The organism is Bacteroides sp. AM37-9 (assembly GCF_003603455.1).
Lineage (GTDB): Bacteria > Bacteroidota > Bacteroidia > Bacteroidales > Bacteroidaceae > Bacteroides > Bacteroides xylanisolvens.
In genome coordinates, this window is sequence record NZ_QTNF01000014.1 from 68,307 (window position 1) to 90,607 (window position 22,301).

General features: G+C 47.0%; 14 protein-coding genes. 2 read left to right on the forward strand and 12 right to left on the reverse strand.

All coding sequences use genetic code 11. The features are described from left to right. Positions 1–7 precede the first annotated feature (7 nt). Together DW862_RS11800 and DW862_RS11805 are read right to left on the reverse strand one after the other, a co-directional pair. Positions 8–3,187, reverse strand: a complete 3,180-nt coding sequence (locus tag DW862_RS11800) for an efflux RND transporter permease subunit (RefSeq protein WP_117683614.1) — start codon at positions 3,185–3,187, stop codon at positions 8–10. Between the two features lie 14 nt (positions 3,188–3,201). After that, complete coding sequence (locus DW862_RS11805) at positions 3,202–4,308, reverse strand: efflux RND transporter periplasmic adaptor subunit (RefSeq protein ID WP_117683613.1); 1,107 nt, start codon at positions 4,306–4,308, stop codon at positions 3,202–3,204. Between the two features lie 223 nt (positions 4,309–4,531). Between DW862_RS11805 and DW862_RS11810 the strand changes: the two genes are divergently transcribed. Continuing rightward, positions 4,532–5,443, forward strand: a complete 912-nt coding sequence (locus DW862_RS11810) for an AraC family transcriptional regulator (protein WP_087318038.1) — start codon at positions 4,532–4,534, stop codon at positions 5,441–5,443. Between the two features lie 87 nt (positions 5,444–5,530). Here the strand turns inward: DW862_RS11810 and DW862_RS11815 are convergent, their stop codons facing one another. The 10 genes from DW862_RS11815 to DW862_RS11865 all read right to left on the reverse strand — a co-directional run bounded on the left by DW862_RS11815 (position 5,531) and on the right by DW862_RS11865 (position 20,538). Continuing rightward, positions 5,531–6,541, reverse strand: coding sequence for a type II toxin-antitoxin system HipA family toxin (locus tag DW862_RS11815; protein ID WP_049701447.1), 1,011 nt, complete (start codon positions 6,539–6,541; stop codon positions 5,531–5,533). A gap of 2 nt (positions 6,542–6,543) precedes the next feature. Next, complete coding sequence (locus tag DW862_RS11820) at positions 6,544–6,867, reverse strand: HipA N-terminal domain-containing protein (protein ID WP_004308471.1); 324 nt, start codon at positions 6,865–6,867, stop codon at positions 6,544–6,546. Between the two features lie 11 nt (positions 6,868–6,878). Beyond that, a complete protein-coding gene (locus tag DW862_RS11825; protein WP_004316118.1) occupies positions 6,879–7,073 on the reverse strand; it encodes a helix-turn-helix domain-containing protein in 195 nt (64 codons plus the stop codon). A gap of 808 nt (positions 7,074–7,881) precedes the next feature. After that, positions 7,882–9,921 carry a fimbrillin family protein gene (locus DW862_RS11835; RefSeq protein WP_117683663.1) on the reverse strand — a complete coding sequence of 680 codons (2,040 nt, stop codon included), beginning with the start codon at positions 9,919–9,921 and terminating at the stop codon, positions 7,882–7,884. 30 nt (positions 9,922–9,951) lie between these two features. Next, positions 9,952–10,425, reverse strand: coding sequence for a hypothetical protein (locus DW862_RS11840; protein ID WP_061447914.1), 474 nt, complete (start codon positions 10,423–10,425; stop codon positions 9,952–9,954). A 12-nt stretch (positions 10,426–10,437) separates the two neighbouring features. After that, positions 10,438–11,619, reverse strand: coding sequence for a glycoside hydrolase family 88 protein (locus DW862_RS11845; protein ID WP_087318017.1), 1,182 nt, complete (start codon positions 11,617–11,619; stop codon positions 10,438–10,440). Between the two features lie 14 nt (positions 11,620–11,633). Next, complete coding sequence (locus DW862_RS11850; protein ID WP_004302833.1) at positions 11,634–13,565, reverse strand: heparinase II/III family protein; 1,932 nt, start codon at positions 13,563–13,565, stop codon at positions 11,634–11,636. Positions 13,566–13,589: 24 nt separating this feature from the next. Beyond that, positions 13,590–15,404, reverse strand: a complete 1,815-nt coding sequence (locus DW862_RS11855; protein ID WP_004302832.1) for a heparinase II/III family protein — start codon at positions 15,402–15,404, stop codon at positions 13,590–13,592. Positions 15,405–15,424: 20 nt separating this feature from the next. Then, the gene (locus DW862_RS11860) at positions 15,425–17,236 is read right to left on the reverse strand and encodes a RagB/SusD family nutrient uptake outer membrane protein (RefSeq protein WP_120068360.1); all 1,812 of its coding nucleotides are present in this window, start codon (positions 17,234–17,236) and stop codon (positions 15,425–15,427) included. A 29-nt stretch (positions 17,237–17,265) separates the two neighbouring features. Next, a complete protein-coding gene (locus DW862_RS11865) occupies positions 17,266–20,538 on the reverse strand; it encodes a TonB-dependent receptor (RefSeq protein WP_117683609.1) in 3,273 nt (1,090 codons plus the stop codon). Positions 20,539–20,804: 266 nt separating this feature from the next. Between DW862_RS11865 and DW862_RS11870 the strand changes: the two genes are divergently transcribed. Then, complete coding sequence (locus DW862_RS11870) at positions 20,805–22,238, forward strand: sialate O-acetylesterase (RefSeq protein WP_009040673.1); 1,434 nt, start codon at positions 20,805–20,807, stop codon at positions 22,236–22,238. Positions 22,239–22,301 lie beyond the last annotated feature (63 nt).

Below are 22,301 nucleotides of genomic sequence, written 5' to 3' on the forward strand. Positions count from 1 at the left end.
CTTTCATTTATTTACGTTCGCGTTCAACTTCACTCTTTCCTTTCTCTAAAAGCACCTGCACATCTGGTTCCTCTTCCATCGGTTTACGGATTTTCTCTTGCAAAAACTCAAAGATGATGTAGAAAACCGGAACGACAAAGAGCAATGCCAGTGTCCCGACAGCCATACCGCCCACAACACCCGTACCCAGCGAACTATTGCCATTGGCACCCGCACCGGAAGAGAACATCAGCGGAAGCATACCGAAGATCATCGTCAACACCGTCATCAGGATAGGACGCAAGCGGACTTGTGCGGCAGAGTAGGCAGACTCCACAATACCCATTCCCTTGCGGCGACGTTCTATGGCGTACTCCGTAATCAGAATGGCTGTCTTAGCCAGCAAACCGATCAACATAATCACACCTGTCTGCAGATAGATATTATTCTCCAACCCGAGTATTTTGGCGAAAAGGAACGACCCCATCAGCCCGAACGGCACGGAGAAGATAACGGCAAACGGTATGAGGAAACTTTCGTAAAGACAGGCCAGAATCAGATAGATAAGGAAGATACAGATGGCGTAAATGAAAACCGTCTGCGCACCACCGCTACTTGCTTCTTCGCGTGCCATACCACCATATTCATATCCGTAGCCTGCCGGCAAAGATTGCGCAGCCACTTCTTCAATCACTTTCTGCACCTCGCCGGAGGAGTAACCGTCGGCAGGATTCACATTGGCGGTGATGGTGCTGTAAAGGTTGAAACGGTTAGCCGTTTCCGGTCCCAGCACTTGCTTCAGCGTCACGAACTGGCTCACCGGAGCCATCTGCGTACCATTGCGTACAAACATATTATTCAGTGCCTGCTCGTCGAGGCGGTATTCAGGCGAAGCCTGCATCATCACACGATATACTTTACCATACTGGTTATAGTTGGAAATATACGCGCCACCGCAATAACTGCCCACCGCATCGAGCACCGCACTCGGCGAAATTCCTGCACGCTTACATTTGGCAGCGTCCACTTCCACCGATATCTGCGGGAAGTTGATAGCATACGATGTATAAGCCATCGCTACCTCCGGACGCTCGTTCAGAGCACCGAGGAACTGTATAGCCGCTTCATAGAACGTAGCCAATTCTCCACCCGTCATGTCCTGAAGGTTCAGTTCGAGGGAGTTACCCATACCGTAACCCGGAATCATGGCAGGCTGGAAGCTGAATACCTGTGCTTCCTTTATCGCCTGGAATTGTCCGTTGAGGCGAGACACCACAGCATCCGAGCTATGCTCCTTGCCCTTTCGTTCGCTCCAGTCTTTCAGACGGATAATAATCGTACCGTACGAAGTTCCCTGACCGGATATCAGTCCGTATCCTGCTACGCGGGCGTAGTGTTCTATTTCGGGTGTATCTTTCAGGATATTTTCCAAGCGGTCCATCACTTTCGTGGTTTCTTCGAGCGTACTTCCCGGTGAAATGCTGACATTCACCATAATGACACCTTGGTCTTCCTGCGGCACAAGTCCCGTTTTAGTGGTACTCATCAGGTAAACCAGCAAGGCAACGGCAACAGCCAGTGAAGTCCACACCATCCAGCGATGGCGGATGAAGAACATCACACCTCTTTTATATTTACCCAATACGGCATTGAACGAAGCATTGTAAGCTGCACGTACCCGTCCGTTGATACTCTTGGCACTCTTGGTTCCGTCCGACGGACGCATCATGATGGCGCACAAAGCGGGACAGAGCGTCAAAGCCGAAATCATCGAAATACCTACGGCAGTTGCCATCGTGATACCGAATTGTGTATAGAACACGCCCGAAGTACCTCCCATGAAGGTTACAGGAATAAACACAGCCATAAATACACAGGTACAGGAGACAATAGCCATCGTCACGTCGCCCATTGCGTCTTTCGTGGCAAGATAGGCAGACTTATATCCGGCATCGAACTTGGATTGCACGGCCTCCACCACCACAATGGCATCATCCACCACCGTACCGATGGCAAGCACCAGCGCAAACAGTGTCAGGATGTTCAGACTGAAACCCGCAGCCACCAGACAGGCAAACGTACCCACCAACGACACAATGATAGAGATAGAGGGAATCAGCGTACTCTTCAAATCCTGCAAGAAGAAATAGACCACGAGGATGACCAGAATGATGGCAATAATCAGCGTCTCCACCACATTGTGTATGGAAGCGAAAAGGAAGTCATTGGAACTCATCATCGTGACGAACTCCGTTCCTTCCGGCAGATTCTTCTCCATCCGCTCTATCTGCGTAGTGATTTCTTTGTTAACAGCGGTAGCATTGGAACCGGCTGTCTGGAATATCATATAAAGAACGGCAGGCTGACTGTCCATCTCACTGCGGAAACTATACGTCATCGTACCCAGTTCCACCTCTGCCACATCTTGCAGGCGAAGTATCGAACCGTCTTCCCGCGAACGGACAACCGTGTTCCGGAATTCTTCCACGCTTTTGAGGCGTCCGCGATATTTCATCGTAAACTGGAAAACATTCTTCGAGCTTTCGCCCAGTGAACCGGTAGGAGCTTCGATATTCTGCTCACCCAACACAGCGGTAATGTCCGACGGAACCAGTCCGTATTGTGCCATCCGTTCCGGTTTCAGCCAGATACGCATACTGTATGTATCGCCCAGTTCCATCACGTCTCCCACTCCCTCGATACGTTTAATCTGGGGAATGACATTGATGTCCAGGTAATTGGCAAGGAACGTCTGGTCGTATCGACCGTCCGTGCAGACCAAAGCACCAATCTGCAAGAAGCTGGTCTGCCGCTTCATCGTGCTGACGCCGACTTTCGTTACTTCAGCCGGAAGCAATCCCTGCGCTTTCGCCACACGGTTCTGCACGTTGACTGCCGCCATATCGGGGTCCGTGCCCTGCTTGAAATAAACCTGTATAATAGCCAAACCTGCATTGGAAGCACTGGAACTGATGTACATCATGTCTTCCACACCGTTGATACTCTCCTCCAGTGGCATGATGACACTGTTCATCACTGCCTCGGCATCGGCACCCGTATAACTGGCAGTTACGTATACCGTTGGAGGTGCAATGTCAGGATATTGCTCCACCGGCAGCGTGAAGAGCGAAATAAGCCCTATGGCCAGAATCAGTACGGAGATGGAGATAGCCATCACCGGCCGTTTTATAAATATATTTCCTTTCATAATCAGTCTCCTTCTTATTTAACTTGCATGCCTTCGCGTACCAGTCCGGCGCCTTCCGATACAATTTCATCACCTGCTTTCAGTCCGTCCAGCACCACATATTCGCGTCCGTCATTGTTTGCGGCCACTGTTATCAGGGTAGATACAGCCTTCCCGTCCACTACCTTATATACAATCGTCTTATCCTGCATCCGCACGGTGGCCGTCTGCGGAATAGCGATACAGTCTTTATAAATGCTCGGCACTACCACCGTGCCCGATGCTCCGCTATGAAGCAACCGCGATTCGTTGGGAAACACCACGCGCGCCACCACAGTACCCGTTTGCCGGTCGATGACGCCGCTGATGGATTCGATGACACCTTTCTTATTATAAACCGAATTATCATTCAGGCGTAATTCCACTTCCGGCATGTTCTTCAACGCTTCGTCCATGTCGCCATACTGGCGGGTGAGGGCAAGCAACTGATTCTCGGTCATGGAGAAATAGACATACATATCCGAGTTGTCGCTGACCGTAGTAAGCGGATAGGGCATATTGGCACTTACCAATGCGCCTGCACGATAAGGCAATGCACCTACAACTCCGTCACTAGGACTTTTCACTTCGGTATAAGAGAGATTGTTACGGGCACTGATCTCTTGTGCTTCAGCCTGCGACAGTTGAGCTTTGGCGGTGAGGTAAGAATTCTCGGCCGTTTTCAGGCTGAATTCCGAAACTACTTTCTGCGCATACAGTTCTTTGTTGCTCTTGTAGGTCAGTTCGGCAGTACCCAGCGCGGCACGTGCTGCTTCCACATTGGCAATAGCGGTTTTGAGCGCGGCCTTGTAAGGCACCTGGTCGATAATGAAAAGCGATTGCCCGCGGCGTACTTTCTGTCCTTCGGTCACACAGAGTTTCTCAATCGTTCCCGACACCTGCGGATAGATATCAATATCCTGCCGCCCACGTATGCTCGCCGAATAGGAAGAAGAAAATTCCTTATCCGCCGCTTCTATCTGCATTACTGCATAAGAAGAAGATTTCACTCCCGCATCCGATGCTTGCTTGCAAGATGCCATCCACACTGTACAACCGACAATCCCTATCAGCCGTATCCATTTTTTGCTTACTGTAATCATACTTTCTCTTTTGATCTTTTGTTAAATCCTGGACAAAAGTAGGAGAAAAGAACAAGGCAAGAGTGACCAATTTCCCTCCATAAATGTCCTATTTTCGCCATTTACGTTTATTATAGCTAACTATTTGGCAATAAACGACATATCAAACAAATCTGAAGAAGTATGGGACATTCTGTTTTCCCGATTATTCACCAACTTTGCAAAAAGTAAAAAAGGAAAGAACATGGAAAAAGAGAACATTATAACGGTGGATATAGAAGATTTTAAGGACAGTCAGCACGTCCTTGATTATATTGATGATGACTTTGCGATAGTCAACAGTCTGGAGGGGACTCCTTATAGTAATGATACAATCAAACTGAATTGTTTTCTCATCGCGGTTTGTATAGAAGGGTGCATCCAGCTGGATGTCAACTACCGGACCTACAAGTTGCAGGCAGGCGAGTTGCTGCTCGGTCTGCCCAACACGATTATCAGCCATACGATGCTTAGTCCTAAATATAAAGTCAGGCTTGCCGGATTCTCTACCCGTTTCCTGCAACGTATTATTAAAATGGAAAAGGAAACGTGGAATACTGCCATTCATATCCACAACAATCCGGTGAAGTCGGTTGACAACGGGGAGGATCAAACAGTCTTCGGATTCTACCGGGATTTAATTATAGCCAAGATAAACGATGAACCTCATTGCTACCACAAAGAAGTGATACAACATCTCTTTTCCGCTATCTTTTGCGAAATGATGGGGCAGCTTCATAAGGAAATGGAAGCCGCCGGCAATACGGAAGGTTCGAAAGAAGGCATCAAACAGGTGAATTATATTTTGCGGAAGTTCATGGAACTGTTATCGAAGGACAAGGGTATGCACCGTTCGGTGAGTTATTTTGCCAACGAGCTTTGTTATACTCCGAAGCATTTCTCGAAAGTCATCAAGCAGGCATGTGGCAGGACTCCGTTGGATTTGATTAACGAAACTACCGTGGAGCATATCAAATACCGGTTAAAACGTTCGGAAAAGTCTATCAAGGAAATTGCGGAAGAGTTCAACTTCCCCAATCAGTCCTTTTTCGGGAAATACGTAAAAGCGCATTTGGGAACATCACCGGCCAATTATCGGAACAGAAAAGAAGAATGACAAAAAGAACAGATTCTTATGTTAGACAAATCTTTTTGGGGATCTTGTTCATCTTAATATAAAAAAAGAGTAATAATGTGCACATTATTACTCAATAACACTAAGATAGCTCCCGACTCTTGACTTATACATAAGTCTATATTGCTTTTTCAATTCTTTAGAGAGAAAAGAATGTTCAATCAGTTGATCAGTCAATTCATATATCTTACTATATTTTTCGAGACAAGAGTTTACCAAACGCTCGGGTAGACCTATTTTTAAGCCAAAGTGATAAAAAGTCTTCCCAGTAACCGCCGATGCACCACCGAAATAATCCGGTTCAGGATTAACAAACAAACCTTTGCTCATGGCAAAGATACCATCGTTTATATGGAGATGAGTATTCAATAAATCGTAAGCAGGAGATAGGCGGAATCTTCCTTTCTTCTCTTCCAATAAAGAAAAGTTCTTTAAATGGGCATCGCCGTTAGAATAGACAAAGTTGAACAAGATAAGTTCAAAAAAACGCAATTTATCCACTTGGGGGACAGAGCTGTATTTATCTATAATTCTTGCAAACTCTTCATAGGCCAGATTGTCATATTTATAATCGGAACCTCCATTTTTCCTGGTAAGCCCGGCTAAAGAAGCAAAATCCTCCTTTTGTAACTTTCCTTTCTCCGACAAATCAAAACGTCGTACAAAATAAGCAGGGGTTCCGTCCTGAAAAAAGCATAATCCATTAGGAGCTGTCGGAATCCCATATACTTGCGCAGCTATCTGCATTGTCAAATGTTCGTTGGCAGGACAAAACTCCTTGTTACGGAGATTATTGGGAACAGGCTTTAATATGAATTCGCCCTGTTCTCCCTCTTTGGTCAATCGCAATATCCCGTCATCGGCAACTAAAGAATACTTAATCTGGACTCCAGAAACGGATATGCGTTTGCTATTGTTATTGAAGAGATCAATACCGACATTATCGTCAAAATGCCTGTAAGGTAATTCACAAGATATATTTTTCCCATCAGAAAGCTGCTTCAAGGCTTTGGGTGAATATCCGCTTTCTCCACCAGTCTCCCGTAAAAGTGAGGGACAAATATGAATATCAGTTTCCATTATCACATTTTTTTAATTGTTATTGCTCCGATTGTATCTGTATGGGCAGTAGCCAGAAGAATACCAAAATCATCCTCTTCATCAATATGCAGGTTTCTAGCTTGAATAATCCGATTATCCCCTTCAGATGTCATATTAAAAAAGACAGGGAAAAGATAGGAAGAGGTATATTCCTGCTGTGTCTTGGGCATGGTCAGTGAGACAGCTGGGAGTTGTGGATTATTATAATAGTCCGTATCATAACAGAATGAATAGTGTTCACGATCTATTTCTGTTAACAGACCGGCATAAATACCTTTTATATAGACTTTGGCAGATCGACTCATATGTGTGTCTATTATTGAATATGAATACTAAGTCCTAAAGTTTTCAGGACATTAAAAAGAACATCGAAGCGGGGATTACCACTTCCACGTTCCAAGCGGACCAAAGCGTTAATCCCTATTCCTGCAAGAGTGGCCAACGTAGACTGATCCAACCCCAACTCCTTACGCCTTTCGCGAATATGTTTTCCTATCTCTATTAAATCCATAATTCACCATATATAGAAACTTTCTCACAAAGATAGAATCTTTTTAGTATAAAAACAAGTAAATTCACCATATACAGTGAATTTGCACATAAATAGCATAGTATTAAAGCATACTATCATGCTTTTCACCATATATGGTGATTTAAAAGAGATACATGCTTATAAAGGAAAGACATTGATTGCTGAAAGAAGTGCCAACATGAAGAATTGTATATTTTACCTATCCTGCTCTTTATATTTCGAGCCCTTCCTTGCACTTCATGAAAAACGCCCTCCATTTAGAGTTACAGATTTCGCAAATAACACAAAATAGGCATTATTAGCAAACAAGTTACAATAAAAGCAGTTAATCAAAAGCATAAATAGCTATCATATCACAAAGGATATATCAGATTGCTATTTATAAATAGGCAGTAGAAAAAGACAAAGTAGCTCAATATATCCTCTTCAAAAACCCAATTCAGCTTCCTTTAAAAGAAACCGATGGTTTGATTATAGCAAACGGAAGGTTTGTTTAAACCAAACGGAAGGTTTGATTACGGCAAACGGATGGTTTAGTTACACCATATCGTGCATATTTCAAGGAAATAAATACAAGATAAAGAGAGATAATGCATATTCTTGCAATTGTTCATGCAGTTTATTTTCTATTTGGCCCTTTTCTTTCTTTCCTTTTTCTGTGAAGTTCTTAAAAACAGAACAGATTCCCCGTTATATGAAAGTACCTTGTATCCGGAGACAGGCAGAAACTTTCATATAACGGGGAATTCTATTTCATATTCTCAATGAAGAGAATCCATGAAGAGAATCAACGATTCTCGGTATCTTTCATACAACGCACGGAGAATGCATGGGAACGACCGGAGGAATGTGTCCAGGTCTTATCGGAGACTTTATAATACAGAGAAGTAGCTCCCTGATCCTTGTCATTTCCATAACTGCTTGCCGATGAGTTAGACCAATAACAAGCGGCTCCCTTAGCGGTATCCAATCCTGTATTGTTACCACTATTACCGCCGTTAGAACCCCACTTACAACCTGCCAACGGCCAATAAGCGTAATTCGTACCGTCATAGCAATATTTAAATACCGCAGTTGCGCTCTGTTTCACAAATTCTCCTTTCTGCTCTATCTCATCCAATACTCGGGGAGATACAACCCGGTAGCCTTTCGGACAAGGATCATAAATAGATTTATGACCGTCAGAAGGATTGAGATAAGTGCTCGATTCGTTCGGATTACCCCAGAAGTCATCTTTACGATCGGTACGTGCACCGGTCCATGCACCCAGATACCAGTCGGATTTTGTATTATCCACATTATTGGTATAAAGCAACGCACGGGGATTTTCTATAGAGAAGCGGACGTTGGTGGCTTCGGTAGGTATATTAGTACCCACGGTTCCCGACCAGCCGACCGGCGTAGGACGTCCCCATTGGAAGTAAACACCGTTTTGCTTCCAGTTGTCTCCTTCACACGTCATATAAGTACCCAGATTACGATCCAACACTACATATCCCGTATTACCATAAGGGTGTTCTGCCGGAGTAGGGGTCATCCAGATAATAAAACTCCAGATGACGGTAGTCTGATCCGCTCCATAGATAGCCACCTGGCCGCAACCGCCAGGTAGTCCGGCGTATGTTTGAATCCCTGTTACCGTAATCGTATAATCACCATTCACAGGAGTAATATCTGTAGCAGAGCCATTTACCCGAACCATTTTATTCGCATTACCCAAATCGCAATTAAGTATAGTCTTGGCATACTTGGGTTCTTCCACTTCCATGAAATTACCACGGGCTTTCACATTTATCACATTATCCACACCTTCTGTTGAAATATTCGTCAACAGACAGTTGGACTCGCCATAAGCCCATCCTCCTGCCAATAAACGTGTCTCTACCGGCTCATACCATTCGCAGGAGTTATCCGAAAGTTTCAGGTTGTTGACAGCAATCGTATTGACAGCATTGGCTTTCAGTTGCTTTCCTTCTTTGAGAATAGGAATGGTAACAGTCTGCTGGTCATTCTCCAGAGTGATGACAATGTACACTTCTTTGCCACTTAAATCGGCAGGATATGTAGTCAGGTATATATCCTGTGCGGAAGCGAGCAGTTCGGGAGTAGTCAGTGAAACAGTGGCATACGGTTTCACATCCGTACCGTAGGTCAGTTCGTCCGTATCCAAATCTGCTGTGAATACACCGGAAAGAGGAGTTTTTGTCTCCTTGTCATATAAAGAAACACTCTTGAGCTTGTACGTAGAAAGCTCCTGGGACGAGATGCTGAACTTCACATAAGCCATCGCATGGTTCAACGTAAATTTAGCAAGCATATCCGGACTGCTGACCGTAGCCTTGGCAAACGCAAAACCATACTTTCCAATATGATGGCTATCGCCGGGACGACTTTGTTCCTGCTCAACAGACAGGGTAGAAGTAATCTTGTTGCCATTTTCGGCCAGTTCCGTACTTGCCCGGTAAGGATAGTAAATAAGAAGTTCCGTAGCTCCTTCTTCCGCCATTTTCACGTCGTCCGAAGTAAAGACACCGGAGTTTTGTCCGATCGACTCATCACTCAATAAAGACTGCACATTATTGATGTCGGTCCCTGCCGTACGGGAGAACACACCCAAGGCATCCCCTTCGCTCCAAATCACCGGATAAACATCCCCTGTTTTGTCACCGATAGAAACACGTGTCTGCGGAGACGAAAGTCCAACCAATGTCAGACATGAACCTGCCGTTGCCGGTTCTTTGCCGTTATCGGACGAAATAAGTTCGTCCTGCGTGCAACTTGTCATCATGAGAATCATTGCACCTATTGCAAATAATCTATTTTTCATACCATTCATTCTTTTGAGTTACACCATTCTTTACCATTCATTCTCTTCCAGATCACCGGCAGAACCGCCGTCACTCCATGCTCCTTCCGTTCCTGAAGCTTTCCAGGTCTGGAAAGCGGAACACACGGCACGCCCTTCGGCATTATAGGCGATGATCGCACTGATGTAATTCACTCCCGGACGTAATCCTTCGGTGATTTTACGCGTATAGGGCAGAGATACGGGTTCTCCGTTCTCTTCTACAAATTTCACCAGTTTCACTTCAATGTTATAGTCAAAACCGATGTCGGCCACCGGATAGAATTCAATGACTTTCGCTCCGAACGTAGTTCCTGTTTGCTGCTCGGAAGTAATCAGAGCCGTATTGTCCGCAATCTCCGAAACTGTCAGGTTCATGGTGGGAATGACACGCGGAGCCGAATCATCCTTGTCCGAGCAGGAGGCAGTTATCAGCAGTAGTACGAAGATAAATGCCATATTTATATATAAGTTCTTCATAATCATATTGTATTAGTTTTATTTTTGTAGATTCTTATACCGCAGCAATGCTTCTAAAAAGTAATAATCGGCATACGTCAGGGGGACATCTACTTCGCTTTTATCAGGAAGTGCACCCACGCTGTGCTTCAGGATGAAACATTCGTTCGTACCCGGTTCTGCCAGATACTCTTTCGAGGCAAGCGTACGGAGTTGCTTTTCTGCCATGGCAAGATAAGATTCCTTGGCTTCCGTGCCGGGGATATAACGGCTTAGTTCGATAAAGGCGGAAGCCATGATAGCCGCAGCGGAAGCATCCCGATAGGTCTGTTCTTCTACCGGAGCGTCGAAATCCCAGTAAGGAATACCGTCAGCAGGTAGACGGCGGAGCAGCATATCGGCGATATGCCCGGCTTGCAACAGATAATTCTGATACCCCGTCAGGCGGAACATCATCGTATAGCTATACAAGGCCCATGCCTGTCCGCGGCTCCAGGAGGAATCGTCCGAGAATCCCTGCACTGTTTGCTTGCCGCGCACCGCACCCGTTTCAGGGTCATAATCCACCAGATGATACGTGGAATAATCATCCCGGAAGTGATGCTGGATAGTGGTATTGGCATGCGTACAGGCAATGTTCTGCAAAGAGTCGTCGGCGTAGGCTTTCGACATGGACAACAGCAATTCAAGGTTCATCATATTGTCAATAATCACCGGAAACTTCCAGTCGCAACCTTTGCGTACAAAGTCCCAGCTACGGATCACACCGGCAGCAGGATTGAAGCGGGTTGACAAGGATTTGGCGCCCTGATAGAGCACTTGTTTATAAGCCTCATTACCTGTCAGCCGGAAAGCATTGCCGTAACTGCAATTCAACTGGAAACCGACATCATGATCTCTGGTCACGTATTGTATAGAGTCGAGTTTCAGCGTGTTCTTCTCGGCCAGTGTTTTCACTGCGTCCTTCCGGGTATATTCGTAGATATACCAAAGGGAACCGGGATAGAAGCCGCTGCACCACCAATAGATATTCGAGGGAACAAACTCACCGTCGGCAGAGAGCGTGCGGGGAAGTGTCTTTTCTGTCAGGTGGGTGTCCATAGCCGTGTATTGTTGCTCCGCAACGGTAAATACACGGTCAATCAACTCCTCCATCGGCTCCTGCTTCGTGCAGGAGACCAATGTCAAAAGTCCGAGTATAGATATTAATAGGATTCTCATACGTTCGATTCTTTTTATTTAGGGGACAGGGTTGTGGTAAATGTGGCGGTCTGATTGGCGGTGACCGTTGCTTCAAAGCCGACCATATAGGTGCCCGGATTAGCCTGGTCATAAAAGTTCTCACTGGTGGTACTCCATTGCTTGTAGGTAGGCTTCACGCTTCCGCTGGCTGTGAGATACATCACTTTGCTTCCGTTCGTTAGTACGATGCGGTTACTTTCCACCGTCGGAACGGCAGGCGTCACCATGCACCAACGCACTTTGGCGGATTTATCCGTTCTTGCCTTGATCTCATCCATGACCACTAAATCTTTATCGTTCACGATTTTCACGGTACGGGTAGCGGACGCAGCCTGATCGGACACTACTTCTGTCAGATCGAAAGTGGCTCCCAATTCCGTAGCGGTATTGATAGTAGTAGTCAGCGTAGCCGCCCCATTTACCCGGTGACGGGCGTCATTGATTGAAATCGTGCTATGATTCAAGTTATTCAAACGAAATACATCCCAACGCATCGAGTTCTGTCCCATATCCCAAAGATTACCGCCTAAGCCGGCTAATACCGACTCGAGCGTTGTATAACTTTGCAGACCGAAATCCATCGACCAACGCACTCCATACGCATCGTATACAAATGAACCGGCATCCATGTGTCCGTGGCTCGAACCTGCCTTGCCGCCTTTGATTCCGAGGTATTTGTCCGTATCGGTGTATGTCCAGTCGGTATGTACCATCACCACGGGCGTTTCCCCTTTTCCACTCCATAGTTTATTGGAAGGAGCGGAGATTGCGTCCAGATTCAGATTATTGGCAAACGCCATAATCATCGGCAACAGGCGGTTTTCGGCACAAGAAGCGTATTCGCCGTTCTTCAGCATTTTCAGCTCATTATATAATAAGGACGGATTACTGTATTTATCGGCAAACCACCACGAAGCCAATGCCGCGGTAGAAGAGGGGGCACAATCAGAATAATTAAAGAACTTACTGTTCAGGCCTGTCATATACAGCATATACTCTGCCGTCTTGGAGAATCCCGGTGTATCGGAAAGCCCGTTATCCGTGCCAAGCGTACTGTTGAGGGCGGCAAGCATCAATACCTGATAGAGCGTGCCGTAACACCAGTAACCGCTGCCCTCCGGATAGTTGCCGTCGGGAGAATACATCACTTCCAATGCAGGTTTGTTGGATTCTAACGCCTTTTCAATCATGTCCTTTGCTTCGGAAGGATTGTTTTCATAGGAAGCCAGTGCCGCACAAACCAGTCCGCCATTACAAACCTGATTCCAGTTGTTGGTGGCTTCGTAGAAGTTGAGGTTCCAGTTCTTATCTTGTGCCTGCTGGAAGGCAAACTTCAACAATGCGTTGGCCGCTTTCGTACGGGTGGCTACGCTTAATTCGTTGTAGAGCCAGTCGTAGCCGAACGCAACAGCCGTAGCCATTTCGCCTACATCGAGAAAGTGGCGTTTCGAGTTCCAGTCGGGAAAGTTGCAGACAGCGTTGATATCCGTTTCCGCTTTAGTCAGGTATTTGGCATCGCCGGTCATCCGGTAGGCATAAGCGCAGGTGAAAATACGCAGTAACGCATCGCGAGACACATCGAGGATACGTTTGTTGCTGGCATCCAATTTATAAGTCAGTGCCGTGGCGTTCATCCCTTTGCTGTTGCACACTCCCATAATGGTATTATGGAGCAAGGTCAGATTGGCACTCGAATTGGCATCCACTTTGGCTTTCAATGCAGTGAAAGCCTCGGCGTTCATCAACAGGCGGGGATGATTATCCGCGGTCAGTTTGGAATAATCCAGTCCGCCCTCCGGCTCCGTGGGATTCGGTTTCTCATGGGTAGATCCCGGACGGAATCTGTTCTCATCCTCATCAGAACAACTAACGGCTGTTCCCACAAAGAAAGCTATGATGATTGTTTTAAAAAGAATCGTTTTCATGGTTCAATGAATTTATTTGTATTACTACTTCAAAGGAATAAGTCGTACTTTCAGTTGCGCGGCACGATTGGCAGGAATCACCGTCTCAAAGCCCACGCGAATGGTTCCTGGATTGCGGAAATCATATTCATGCGGGGGCACGTTCGACCAGGTTTTCATTTCTACTTCCGTATCGGCATCTACCGTCAGCAGCATCCGTTGGCCGTCTTTGGTCAATTCCATCCGGTTCTTGCCCGTTATTTTGGCTTCCGCCGGAGTGACCATAATCCAGGATACGGTAGCTTCCTTGTCACCCGTCTCCAAGCGGTCGGTCACTTCCAGATGGTCTTTCTGATCCAATATCACGGTGCGGACGGCTTTCTTCACGCTGTTGGCAAACACACTCGACAGGTCTACTTCCGCCCCTTTCTGTTTCTTCGACTCGAAAGTACGGGTGATCGGGGCATTGCTCTCTACCAAATGGCGTTCTCCGTTAATCGTCAACGTATTGTGAGCGATATTGCTTAGCCGGAATACTTCCCAGCGTTGTCCGTTCTGCGACATATTCCACAGGTCCACTCCCTTACTTTCGAGTGTGATATAACTCTGCATCCCCAAGTCCATCGCCCAACGCACTCCGTCTCTCTCGAAGATAAACGACCCGGCATCCATGTGTGCATGAGAGGTAGAGGGCGAACCTCCTTTCACTCCCAGATAGGTATCTTTCTTGCTGTCCCATCCGCCACGGTAGATAAACACAGGCGTATCTCCACGGTTAAACCAGAAGTTTTTCTTCGGCTTTCCGATCCGGTTCAGGTCGAGCTGTGAACAGAACACCAGCAGGCTGGGCAGTAAACGGTCTTCGGCAAACTGCATATCCGGGCGGTCGAGATACTGACGTTCAATCCACAACAGGGAAAGGTCTTTCGCCTTGCCTGCAAACCAGAACATCATCATATTACACTCTGCCTCTACCGGAGAGTCCGAGAAACAGAAACAGTCTCCGCTCGGAGCCGTCATATACTGCATGAAACGGGCAGATTCCATGAAGCCGGGGGCTTGGGAGAGCCCATTGTCTGTGCCGAAAGCACTTTCGAGCGCAGCAATGAGCATTACCTGAAAACTTGTCCCGTACCCCCAATATCCGAACCCTTCGGGATAACCTCCGTCGGGGCCATAACCTACCATCGCTTTCGGATTTGTCTCCATGCATTTCTCTATGATGCCTTTCGATACCTCCGGAATCTCTTCAAAAAGAGCCAGCGCGCCATACGCCAATCCACTATTACATACGGAATTCCAGTTATTCTTGGCTGTATAGAACCAGGCATGACGGGTGTTCTTTGCCGCGTCGAACCCTTTCGCGATGATTGCTTCGCGCACCACCCGGCGGGTGTCGGGCTGCAAAGAGTCATACAGCCAGTCATAACCGATAGCCAATGCCATTACCATCTCACCCACATCCAGGAAATGAGTAGGGTTCCAGTCGGTGAAATGACTAACGGCCAGCATCTCCTGTTCCGCACGGAGAGCGTATTTCTGATCTCCCGTCATACGGTAAGCGTAAGACAGGTAGTAGATACGCTTCAATGCGATGCGCGAAATCGCCAGCAGGCGTTTACCCTCTTTGATACGTTCCACAGGCTGTTCCGTAAGTGTCCGGTCGCAAAGTTCCATGATCCGCTGGTGAACAGTGGCCAACGGGGGATACTCCGCAATGGCTTTCCTGATGGCTTCTTCTCCTCCCTCCGGCAGTAACAACCGGGGATGAGGCGCTATCTTGCCATAATCAAACTGTTGCGCAACTACACCCGTGCAACCGGATACAAAAATGAGTAATAGTAAAAGTATTTTCTTCATCCTTATTCAAATCTTTATGATTAATACGCCCAACCGCTTCGTTTAGTCAGGTTCGGGTTCTTTTGCGTTTCAACGATAGGAGCAGTCCACGGCCACATATAATCGGCATAATACCAGTTATACTCTACCATATCGCCCCACCAGGACTTGCCGCCATTCACGTCTTTTCCCTGGAATTTGGTTTCTTTGTAGGTTCCCCAACGTACTTCGTCGAAGAAGTTAATTCCCTCCAGGCAGAATTCCACGCGACGTTCGTAACGTATCCTTTCGAGCATGTCTTCCTTTCCGTTCACTGCGCACGGACCGCTTCCGCCCTCTGTCAGTGCGGGCATGTGGGCACGGGTACGTACTTTATTCACCAAACGGATGGCTTCTCCCAACTGATCGGTCTGCGCCAATGCTTCGGCATACTGCAACAGTACATCGGTATAGCGAATCAACGGCCAGTCGGTATGGCAACGGCTCCGGCTAATCAAACGGCCTTTCTCAAACTCATTGTACTTGCGATAGCAGTAGAAAGCAGAAGTACGTTTATCGAGCCAGAAGTCTCCGCCATTCGTTCCCTGTTCCTTCAACGGCCAACGGAGTTGTTTACCGATCTGGTTGGCATCTCCTGCATAATTAGGCTTGTAGCAGTCCACCGGCACATAAGGAGTGACGACGGTCTGTTGCAGACGCGGGTCACGGTTGTCATACGCCTTTTTGATACGGGCTTCATTACCACTGTTGAGGTAATATTTCTGATAGATATCTTCGCCTACCCGTTTGATAAGCGCATTCTTTTGTGAGGACATGGATTCCAGTCCGTCACGGCAGAAGAAGATTTCACGCTGTTTTGGAGTCAGCAAGTCCCAGTCTTGCAGGCCGTCTACTTCCGACCATTTGAAGTCCGATCCGTCTGCGTTCTTATAGTAATCTACAAAGTCTGCGGAAGGTTTTATTTCCGTCCAGCCATCATACGTATCGCGGGCGCCAGTCATTTGCTGAATGTTATCACAATAACCGGTTTCTTCGCTGAACTGGAGCGAGAAGATCATTTCTTTATCCTTTTCGTTTTCATATTTGAAGAAATCGGCATATTCGCCTGTCCACAAACCATAACCACACGTTTCCACTTCTTTGAAATCGTTGCCCGCTTCCTTGTATTGCTTCTTCCACATATATACCATACCACGCAGGGCATAAGCGGCACCTTTAGAAGGACGGCCGTAGTTTTCATTCAGCGTGTTATTGGGGAAGTCGGGATTGTTGATGCAATACGTCAAATCATCCAGAATCACTTGCCATACCTCATCCACCGAAGATTGGCCACGGGTACAGTCTTCATTATTGATGGGTTCCAGATAAACGGGAACACCCTGATAAAGCATATTCAGACGATTGTACGCCCAGGCACGGAGGAAACGGGCTTCGCATTGGTAACGCGCCAGTTTATTTGCGCTCATATCCGCTTTATGCAGATTGGAAATCGCATCGTTACACGCATGGATGATGGTGTAACAGAACTTCCATTCATACCACACCTGAAAGTCATTGGCAGGTTTGGTGGCCAGCGAAAGCAGTTCCACCGGATAGTTGTTGGAATAATAATCGGTTGCAAAGCTCATAGCTTCGATTCCCTGACGGTTCAGTCCGTCGGCACGGCGAAGCTGAGTAGAGGAGAGTTGGGTGGCATAGAACGGGAAGTAGAGTCCTGCCATTCCCTTGTCGGCAAGCTCTTCCGTGGTCCACATGTTTTCACTTGCAATCTGGTCTTCCGGAGCCACATCGAGAATATCCATGCAGGAGGTAGCCGCCAGCGCCATCGTTAAAATCATTAATATCTTTTTCATATCAGATTCTGTTTTTTAGTTCTACATCATTAAAAGGTAATCTGTCCGCCAAAAGAGATCTGACGCATCAACGGATAACCGATAGCAGTTCCTATTTCCGGATCGAGTCCCGGATAACTGGTGATCGTCAGGATATTGTCCATCGACACGAAAGCACGGAGCTTATTAACAAAGAACTTGCTGGAAATCCGTTGCGGCAACGTATAGCCGATTTGGATATTCTTCAACTTGAAGTAGTCGCCCTTATATTCGTTCCAGTCGCTCTGGATTCTGTTATTATAGGTAGTACCGTATGTCAGGCGGGGATATTTGCCCCACTGATTGGTGCGCGGATCGTCCGGGTTGGAAGGATCGAAGAAGTAATGGTTATCGGCGATATGCTCGATAATGCCATATCCGTGGCTGACCAGTGTCGAGTTGTAGTAATCCGTATTCCAGTTGAGGTAATGCCCGAAAGCTCCCGACCATAACATGGAGAAATCAATGTTCTTGTAAGAGAAAGCACAGTTGAAGCCCAGGTTGAATTTGGGGACACTGGTGTGTCCGGAGAAATCGCGGTCGTTGGTATCGCCGTAGTTCATATCACCGTTGCTGTCGGCATAGAGAATATCACCATACCAAAGCTGGTCTTTGGCAACCGTCTTCATTCCTCCGAACGAATAACCGGAGTCAATCATAGCCTGCACCCATACCATATCTTCTTTCGTACGTATCATTCCGTCCTTCGGTCCCGCATGGATATCCACCGCACCTCCGGTATAGCCTTCGCCGGAACCTCTGTACACCTTATACATATAGGTTTCCCCCAGTTGGCGGCCTTCACAGATATAACCTCCGAAACCGGATTCAGACACATCACTGAAGTTATTGACATAGCTGACTTTGTTTCCCTGCGCATCATACGTCCAGTATTTCTGGAGTTCGCCTTTGAACTTCATTACTTTATTGGCGTTGAAAGAGAAGTTCATACCCACCCGGTATTCGAAATCTTTTCCGATGCGGTCGTTCCAGTTGAGGGTAAATTCAACACCACGGTTGCGCACTTCACCCAGATTCTCGGGAGCAGAGCCTACGACACCCATCGAAAGATAGAGTTCGGGATGGTAGAGAATGTCCGAAGTATACTTATTATAATAGTCTATTTCACCCGTCAGGCGGTGGTTGAAGAAGCCGAAATCAAGTCCGATGTCGGTGGTGGCGGTACTTTCCCAGTGCAGCTTGTCGTTGCTTAGTTTTTTGCGTACCAGTCCTTTGGTTCCTTCACCGTCGATTACGACATTGCCTGTGGCGTAGTTTGCCTGCCAGTCGTAGTTGCCCGTTGAGTTGTTACCTGTCTTTCCCCAGGAAACACGCAGTTTCAGGTTAGAGAGGCAGTCCGATGCTCCCTGCATGAATGATTCTTCTGAGATACGCCATCCGCCGGAGAACGAGGGGAAATATCCCCAACGCTGGTTCACACCAAAACGGGAGGAGGCATCGGCACGAAGGTTGGCTTCGAAGAGATAACGTCCTTTATATCCGTAGTTGACACGGCCGAAATAAGAGAGCAATCCCCATTTGGCGGGTGCCGAGCTGGAAGAGCTGACGAGCGTCTCGTAAGTGCTTAATTCGTTCAGCGTCCAGTCCGTAGCGCCTTTACGGGAAACGGCAAAGCTCTTGCTGTAATATTCCTGTGCGGAATATCCGAGCAGTGCGCCCAGGTCGTGGTCTTTCTTGATGGTTGTATTGTAGCGTACCAGTATTTCGGCACTCTGACGCCAGGTGCGTGCACTCGTATTGGTGATGGAAGCGTTCTCCAACGCGCTTTCGCTGACACGCTGGTCGGTGACGTAGTCCCAATAACCATTTTGGCGGCTATAAGAAGACTTGTCGGTGAATGTCGGCGAATAGTTGAATGTACCTTCAATGTTGAGCCCTTTATAGGGAGTGATAATTCCGTAGACTGATGCGTTGAGACGCCAGACGGTATTGAAACCGGTGGCTCCTGCCATCTGACCAAAGATATTATTGGCATTGGAAGATTCTTCGCTGGCCAGTGCGGCACGTCCCCAGTAGTTCGGTTCGCCGGGGTATACACCCGGAGTGGTCTGATAGAGATACTTGAATCCGTTGCTGATATTAGCCATCCCGTAATCTTGCTTTTGTCCGTAGAGACGGGTGCCGACAGTCATCCATTTCACTATCTTGGCTTCCAGGTTGGTACGGAAATTGATTTTCTGCGTACTTGAGTCGAGGTTCCAGCGGTTCATGACTCCCTGATTGTCAAGATAGCCCAATGAAAGCATGTATTTCACTTTCTCCGAACTGCCGGAGACAGACAGGTTGTGCTCTTGCGAATATCCGGTGTCGAATACTTCGTCGAACCAATCGGTGTTGGGATAAGCTACGTAATTGGGTACTCCGTACTCGTTCAACCCGTTCGGATCGGCAGAAGCAGCCCTCCAGCGGTCAATGCTTTCCTGCGAGAAGATGCCTTTGGTATTCACATTGTCGCAAGCCTCGTTCACCAGTCCCATATAGCGGGCATAGTCGCTCACGAAAGAGAGGTTATTGTAAGGCATCTGCACAACTCCCGAATAAGAATAGGAGATTTGCGGTTTGCCTTTCCCGCTTTTGGTGGTGATAAGGATGACTCCGTTGGCGGCGCGCGTACCATAAATAGCTGTGGAGGCAGCGTCTTTCAGTACGGAGATGCTTTCGATGTCGTTGGGGTTCACATTGTCCATGCTCCATTCGATACCGTCCACCAGGACTAATGGGGAGTTGGTATTGAAAGTACCGTTACCGCGGACGCGGATGGTGGCACCGTCCGAACCGGGTTGTCCCGAAGCCTGCGTGACGTTCATACCGGCGGCAAGTCCCGAAAGGGCGGAAGAAACACTCATGATAGGTCGTCCTTCCGTTTGGTCGGCAAAGTTGATGGAAGTCACGGAGCCGGTCAGATTCACTTTCTTCTGTACACCGTAGCCCACTACCACTACTTCATCCAGCACTTTCGTTTCCACTTTCATCTGTACATCGAGTTTCGTACGCCCGTTCAGGGGAAGCGTGGTGGTCTGATAACCAATGTAACTGAAAGAAACGGAAGGTTTGGCAGAAGTTGTTTTTAAGGTATAGTGTCCGTTCAGGTCTGTCAGGACACCGTTTGTTGTACCTACTTCGACGACGGAAACACCCGGCAGGGTTTCTCCATTCTCATCGATCACTACTCCATTTACCGTGGCAGATGTTTGTGCCCACACCACATCTGTCAGTAAAAAGAGCGAAGCCAATAAAAATAATAGATAATGCTTCTTTTTCATTTTATTAGATTTAATGAAACAATTAGGTTGTTAAATACTCACCCTGCAAAGAAATGGGATATTTAGCCAATCTAATAATACTGTTTAGGCGATTGATGCCACTAATTAAGAAAATTCGGCGGAGAATGAAAAGGAAAAACAAGCTTTTAAGATTTCGACCAGCTTTTATCAGAAAATGACTAGCTAGTTTTATTCCATATTTAAAAATAGGTTGTATTTTTGCCTGATACCTAATAATTATTCGTCGAATATCTAATAAAAACAGTATGAAAAAACATTTTCTACTTCTTATTTTATCACTTTTATTCCTGCCGATTGCACAAGGCAAAGTAAAACTCCCTGCAATGATGGGAGATCACATGGTACTTCAACAGAACAGCTCCGTTAAGTTATGGGGTTGGGCGGATGGCAAAAAAGTAACTGTCACCACTTCGTGGAACAACCGGACTTATCAGGCATCTACGGATAAAGACGGGGCCTGGCTGGTAAAAGTAGACACTCCCGAAGGAGGATATACTCCTTATTCTATTACGATCAGTGACGGCACTCCGGTCACTCTCTCGGATATACTGATAGGGGAGGTGTGGATCTGCTCCGGACAGTCGAACATGGAAATGCGTATGATGGGAAATGCAGCACAACCCATTGACCACTCACTTGAAACGCTGCTGAACTCGGGAAATTATCGCGACCGTATTCGTTTTATTACCGTACCGAGAACCAATGATACAGAACGCCGCACGGATTTCGAGAAAAGAAAATGGGAAGTATCGTCACCCGAAACGAGCATTGATTGCAGTGCCGCCGCCTATTTCTTTGCCCGCCAACTGACTGAAAGTCTCCATCTCCCGGTAGGACTGGTTATCAACAGTTGGGGAGGTTCGGCGATTGAAGCATGGATGGATGAACCGACATTGAAAACCGTGGAAGGTATGAACATTGAAGCTGCCAAAAATCCTAAAAGAGGGGTGCACCAGCGTTTGGAATGTCTGTACAACTCGATGTTATGGCCTGTTAAGAACTTCACGGCACGCGGTTTCCTTTGGTATCAGGGAGAATCGAATATATCCAACTATCAATTCTATGCTCCGATGATGACTGCTATGGTGCAGCTATGGAGAAATGTATGGGAGGCTCCCGATATGCCTTTCTATTATGTGCAGATTGCTCCTCATAAATATAAGGACAGCCGTGATACAGGGGCCGCTCTATTGCGGGAAGCACAGATGGAAGCACTGAAAACAATTCCTAATTCGGGCATGGTGCCTACTACGGATATTGGTGATGAATTCTGTATCCATCCGCCACAGAAGGATGTAGTAGGGCTTCGGTTGGCTACGCTTGCACTGACTAAAACATACGGTATTCGCCGATTGCCATCCAACGGTCCGACGATGACCAAAGTGGACTATGCGGACAAAAAGGCCATAGTGACATTTGATAATGCACCTGCGGGGTTGTTCCCTACTTTCTCCGAACTGGAAGGATTTGAAATTGCGGGAGCGGACAAGAAGTTCTATCCGGCAAAAGCAAAGATTGTGGGACGTACCAACACAGTAGAAGTGTGGAGTGAAGAGGTAGCCCAACCGATTGCCGTGCGCTATGCTTTCCGTAATTATGTGGGAAATATCACGCTGCGGAATACTTTCGGATTGAGTGCTTTCCCATTCCGCACAGATACGTGGGATGACGTGAAATAAAGGCTTCTACAAAGGGGGTAATTACCCTGTTTACAGGAGCTATAGATCCAATCTGTTGGGTAT

What these genes read in the sequence shown, in the direction of transcription:
- DW862_RS11815 (WP_049701447.1), bottom strand. Translation starts at nt 6,541, where the DNA reads ATGGAAACTGATATTCATATTTGTCCCTCACTTTTACGGGAGACTGGT.
- DW862_RS11870 (WP_009040673.1), top strand. Translation starts at nt 20,805, where the DNA reads ATGAAAAAACATTTTCTACTTCTTATTTTATCACTTTTATTCCTGCCG.
- DW862_RS11800 (WP_117683614.1), bottom strand. Translation starts at nt 3,187, where the DNA reads ATGAAAGGAAATATATTTATAAAACGGCCGGTGATGGCTATCTCCATC.
- DW862_RS11805 (WP_117683613.1), bottom strand. Translation starts at nt 4,308, where the DNA reads ATGATTACAGTAAGCAAAAAATGGATACGGCTGATAGGGATTGTCGGT.
- DW862_RS11860 (WP_120068360.1), bottom strand. Translation starts at nt 17,236, where the DNA reads ATGAAAAAGATATTAATGATTTTAACGATGGCGCTGGCGGCTACCTCC.
- DW862_RS11855 (WP_004302832.1), bottom strand. Translation starts at nt 15,404, where the DNA reads ATGAAGAAAATACTTTTACTATTACTCATTTTTGTATCCGGTTGCACG.
- DW862_RS11820 (WP_004308471.1), bottom strand. Translation starts at nt 6,867, where the DNA reads ATGAGTCGATCTGCCAAAGTCTATATAAAAGGTATTTATGCCGGTCTG.
- DW862_RS11825 (WP_004316118.1), bottom strand. Translation starts at nt 7,073, where the DNA reads ATGGATTTAATAGAGATAGGAAAACATATTCGCGAAAGGCGTAAGGAG.
- DW862_RS11810 (WP_087318038.1), top strand. Translation starts at nt 4,532, where the DNA reads ATGGAAAAAGAGAACATTATAACGGTGGATATAGAAGATTTTAAGGAC.
- DW862_RS11850 (WP_004302833.1), bottom strand. Translation starts at nt 13,565, where the DNA reads ATGAAAACGATTCTTTTTAAAACAATCATCATAGCTTTCTTTGTGGGA.
- DW862_RS11845 (WP_087318017.1), bottom strand. Translation starts at nt 11,619, where the DNA reads ATGAGAATCCTATTAATATCTATACTCGGACTTTTGACATTGGTCTCC.
- DW862_RS11835 (WP_117683663.1), bottom strand. Translation starts at nt 9,921, where the DNA reads ATGAAAAATAGATTATTTGCAATAGGTGCAATGATTCTCATGATGACA.
- DW862_RS11865 (WP_117683609.1), bottom strand. Translation starts at nt 20,538, where the DNA reads ATGAAAAAGAAGCATTATCTATTATTTTTATTGGCTTCGCTCTTTTTA.
- DW862_RS11840 (WP_061447914.1), bottom strand. Translation starts at nt 10,425, where the DNA reads ATGATTATGAAGAACTTATATATAAATATGGCATTTATCTTCGTACTA.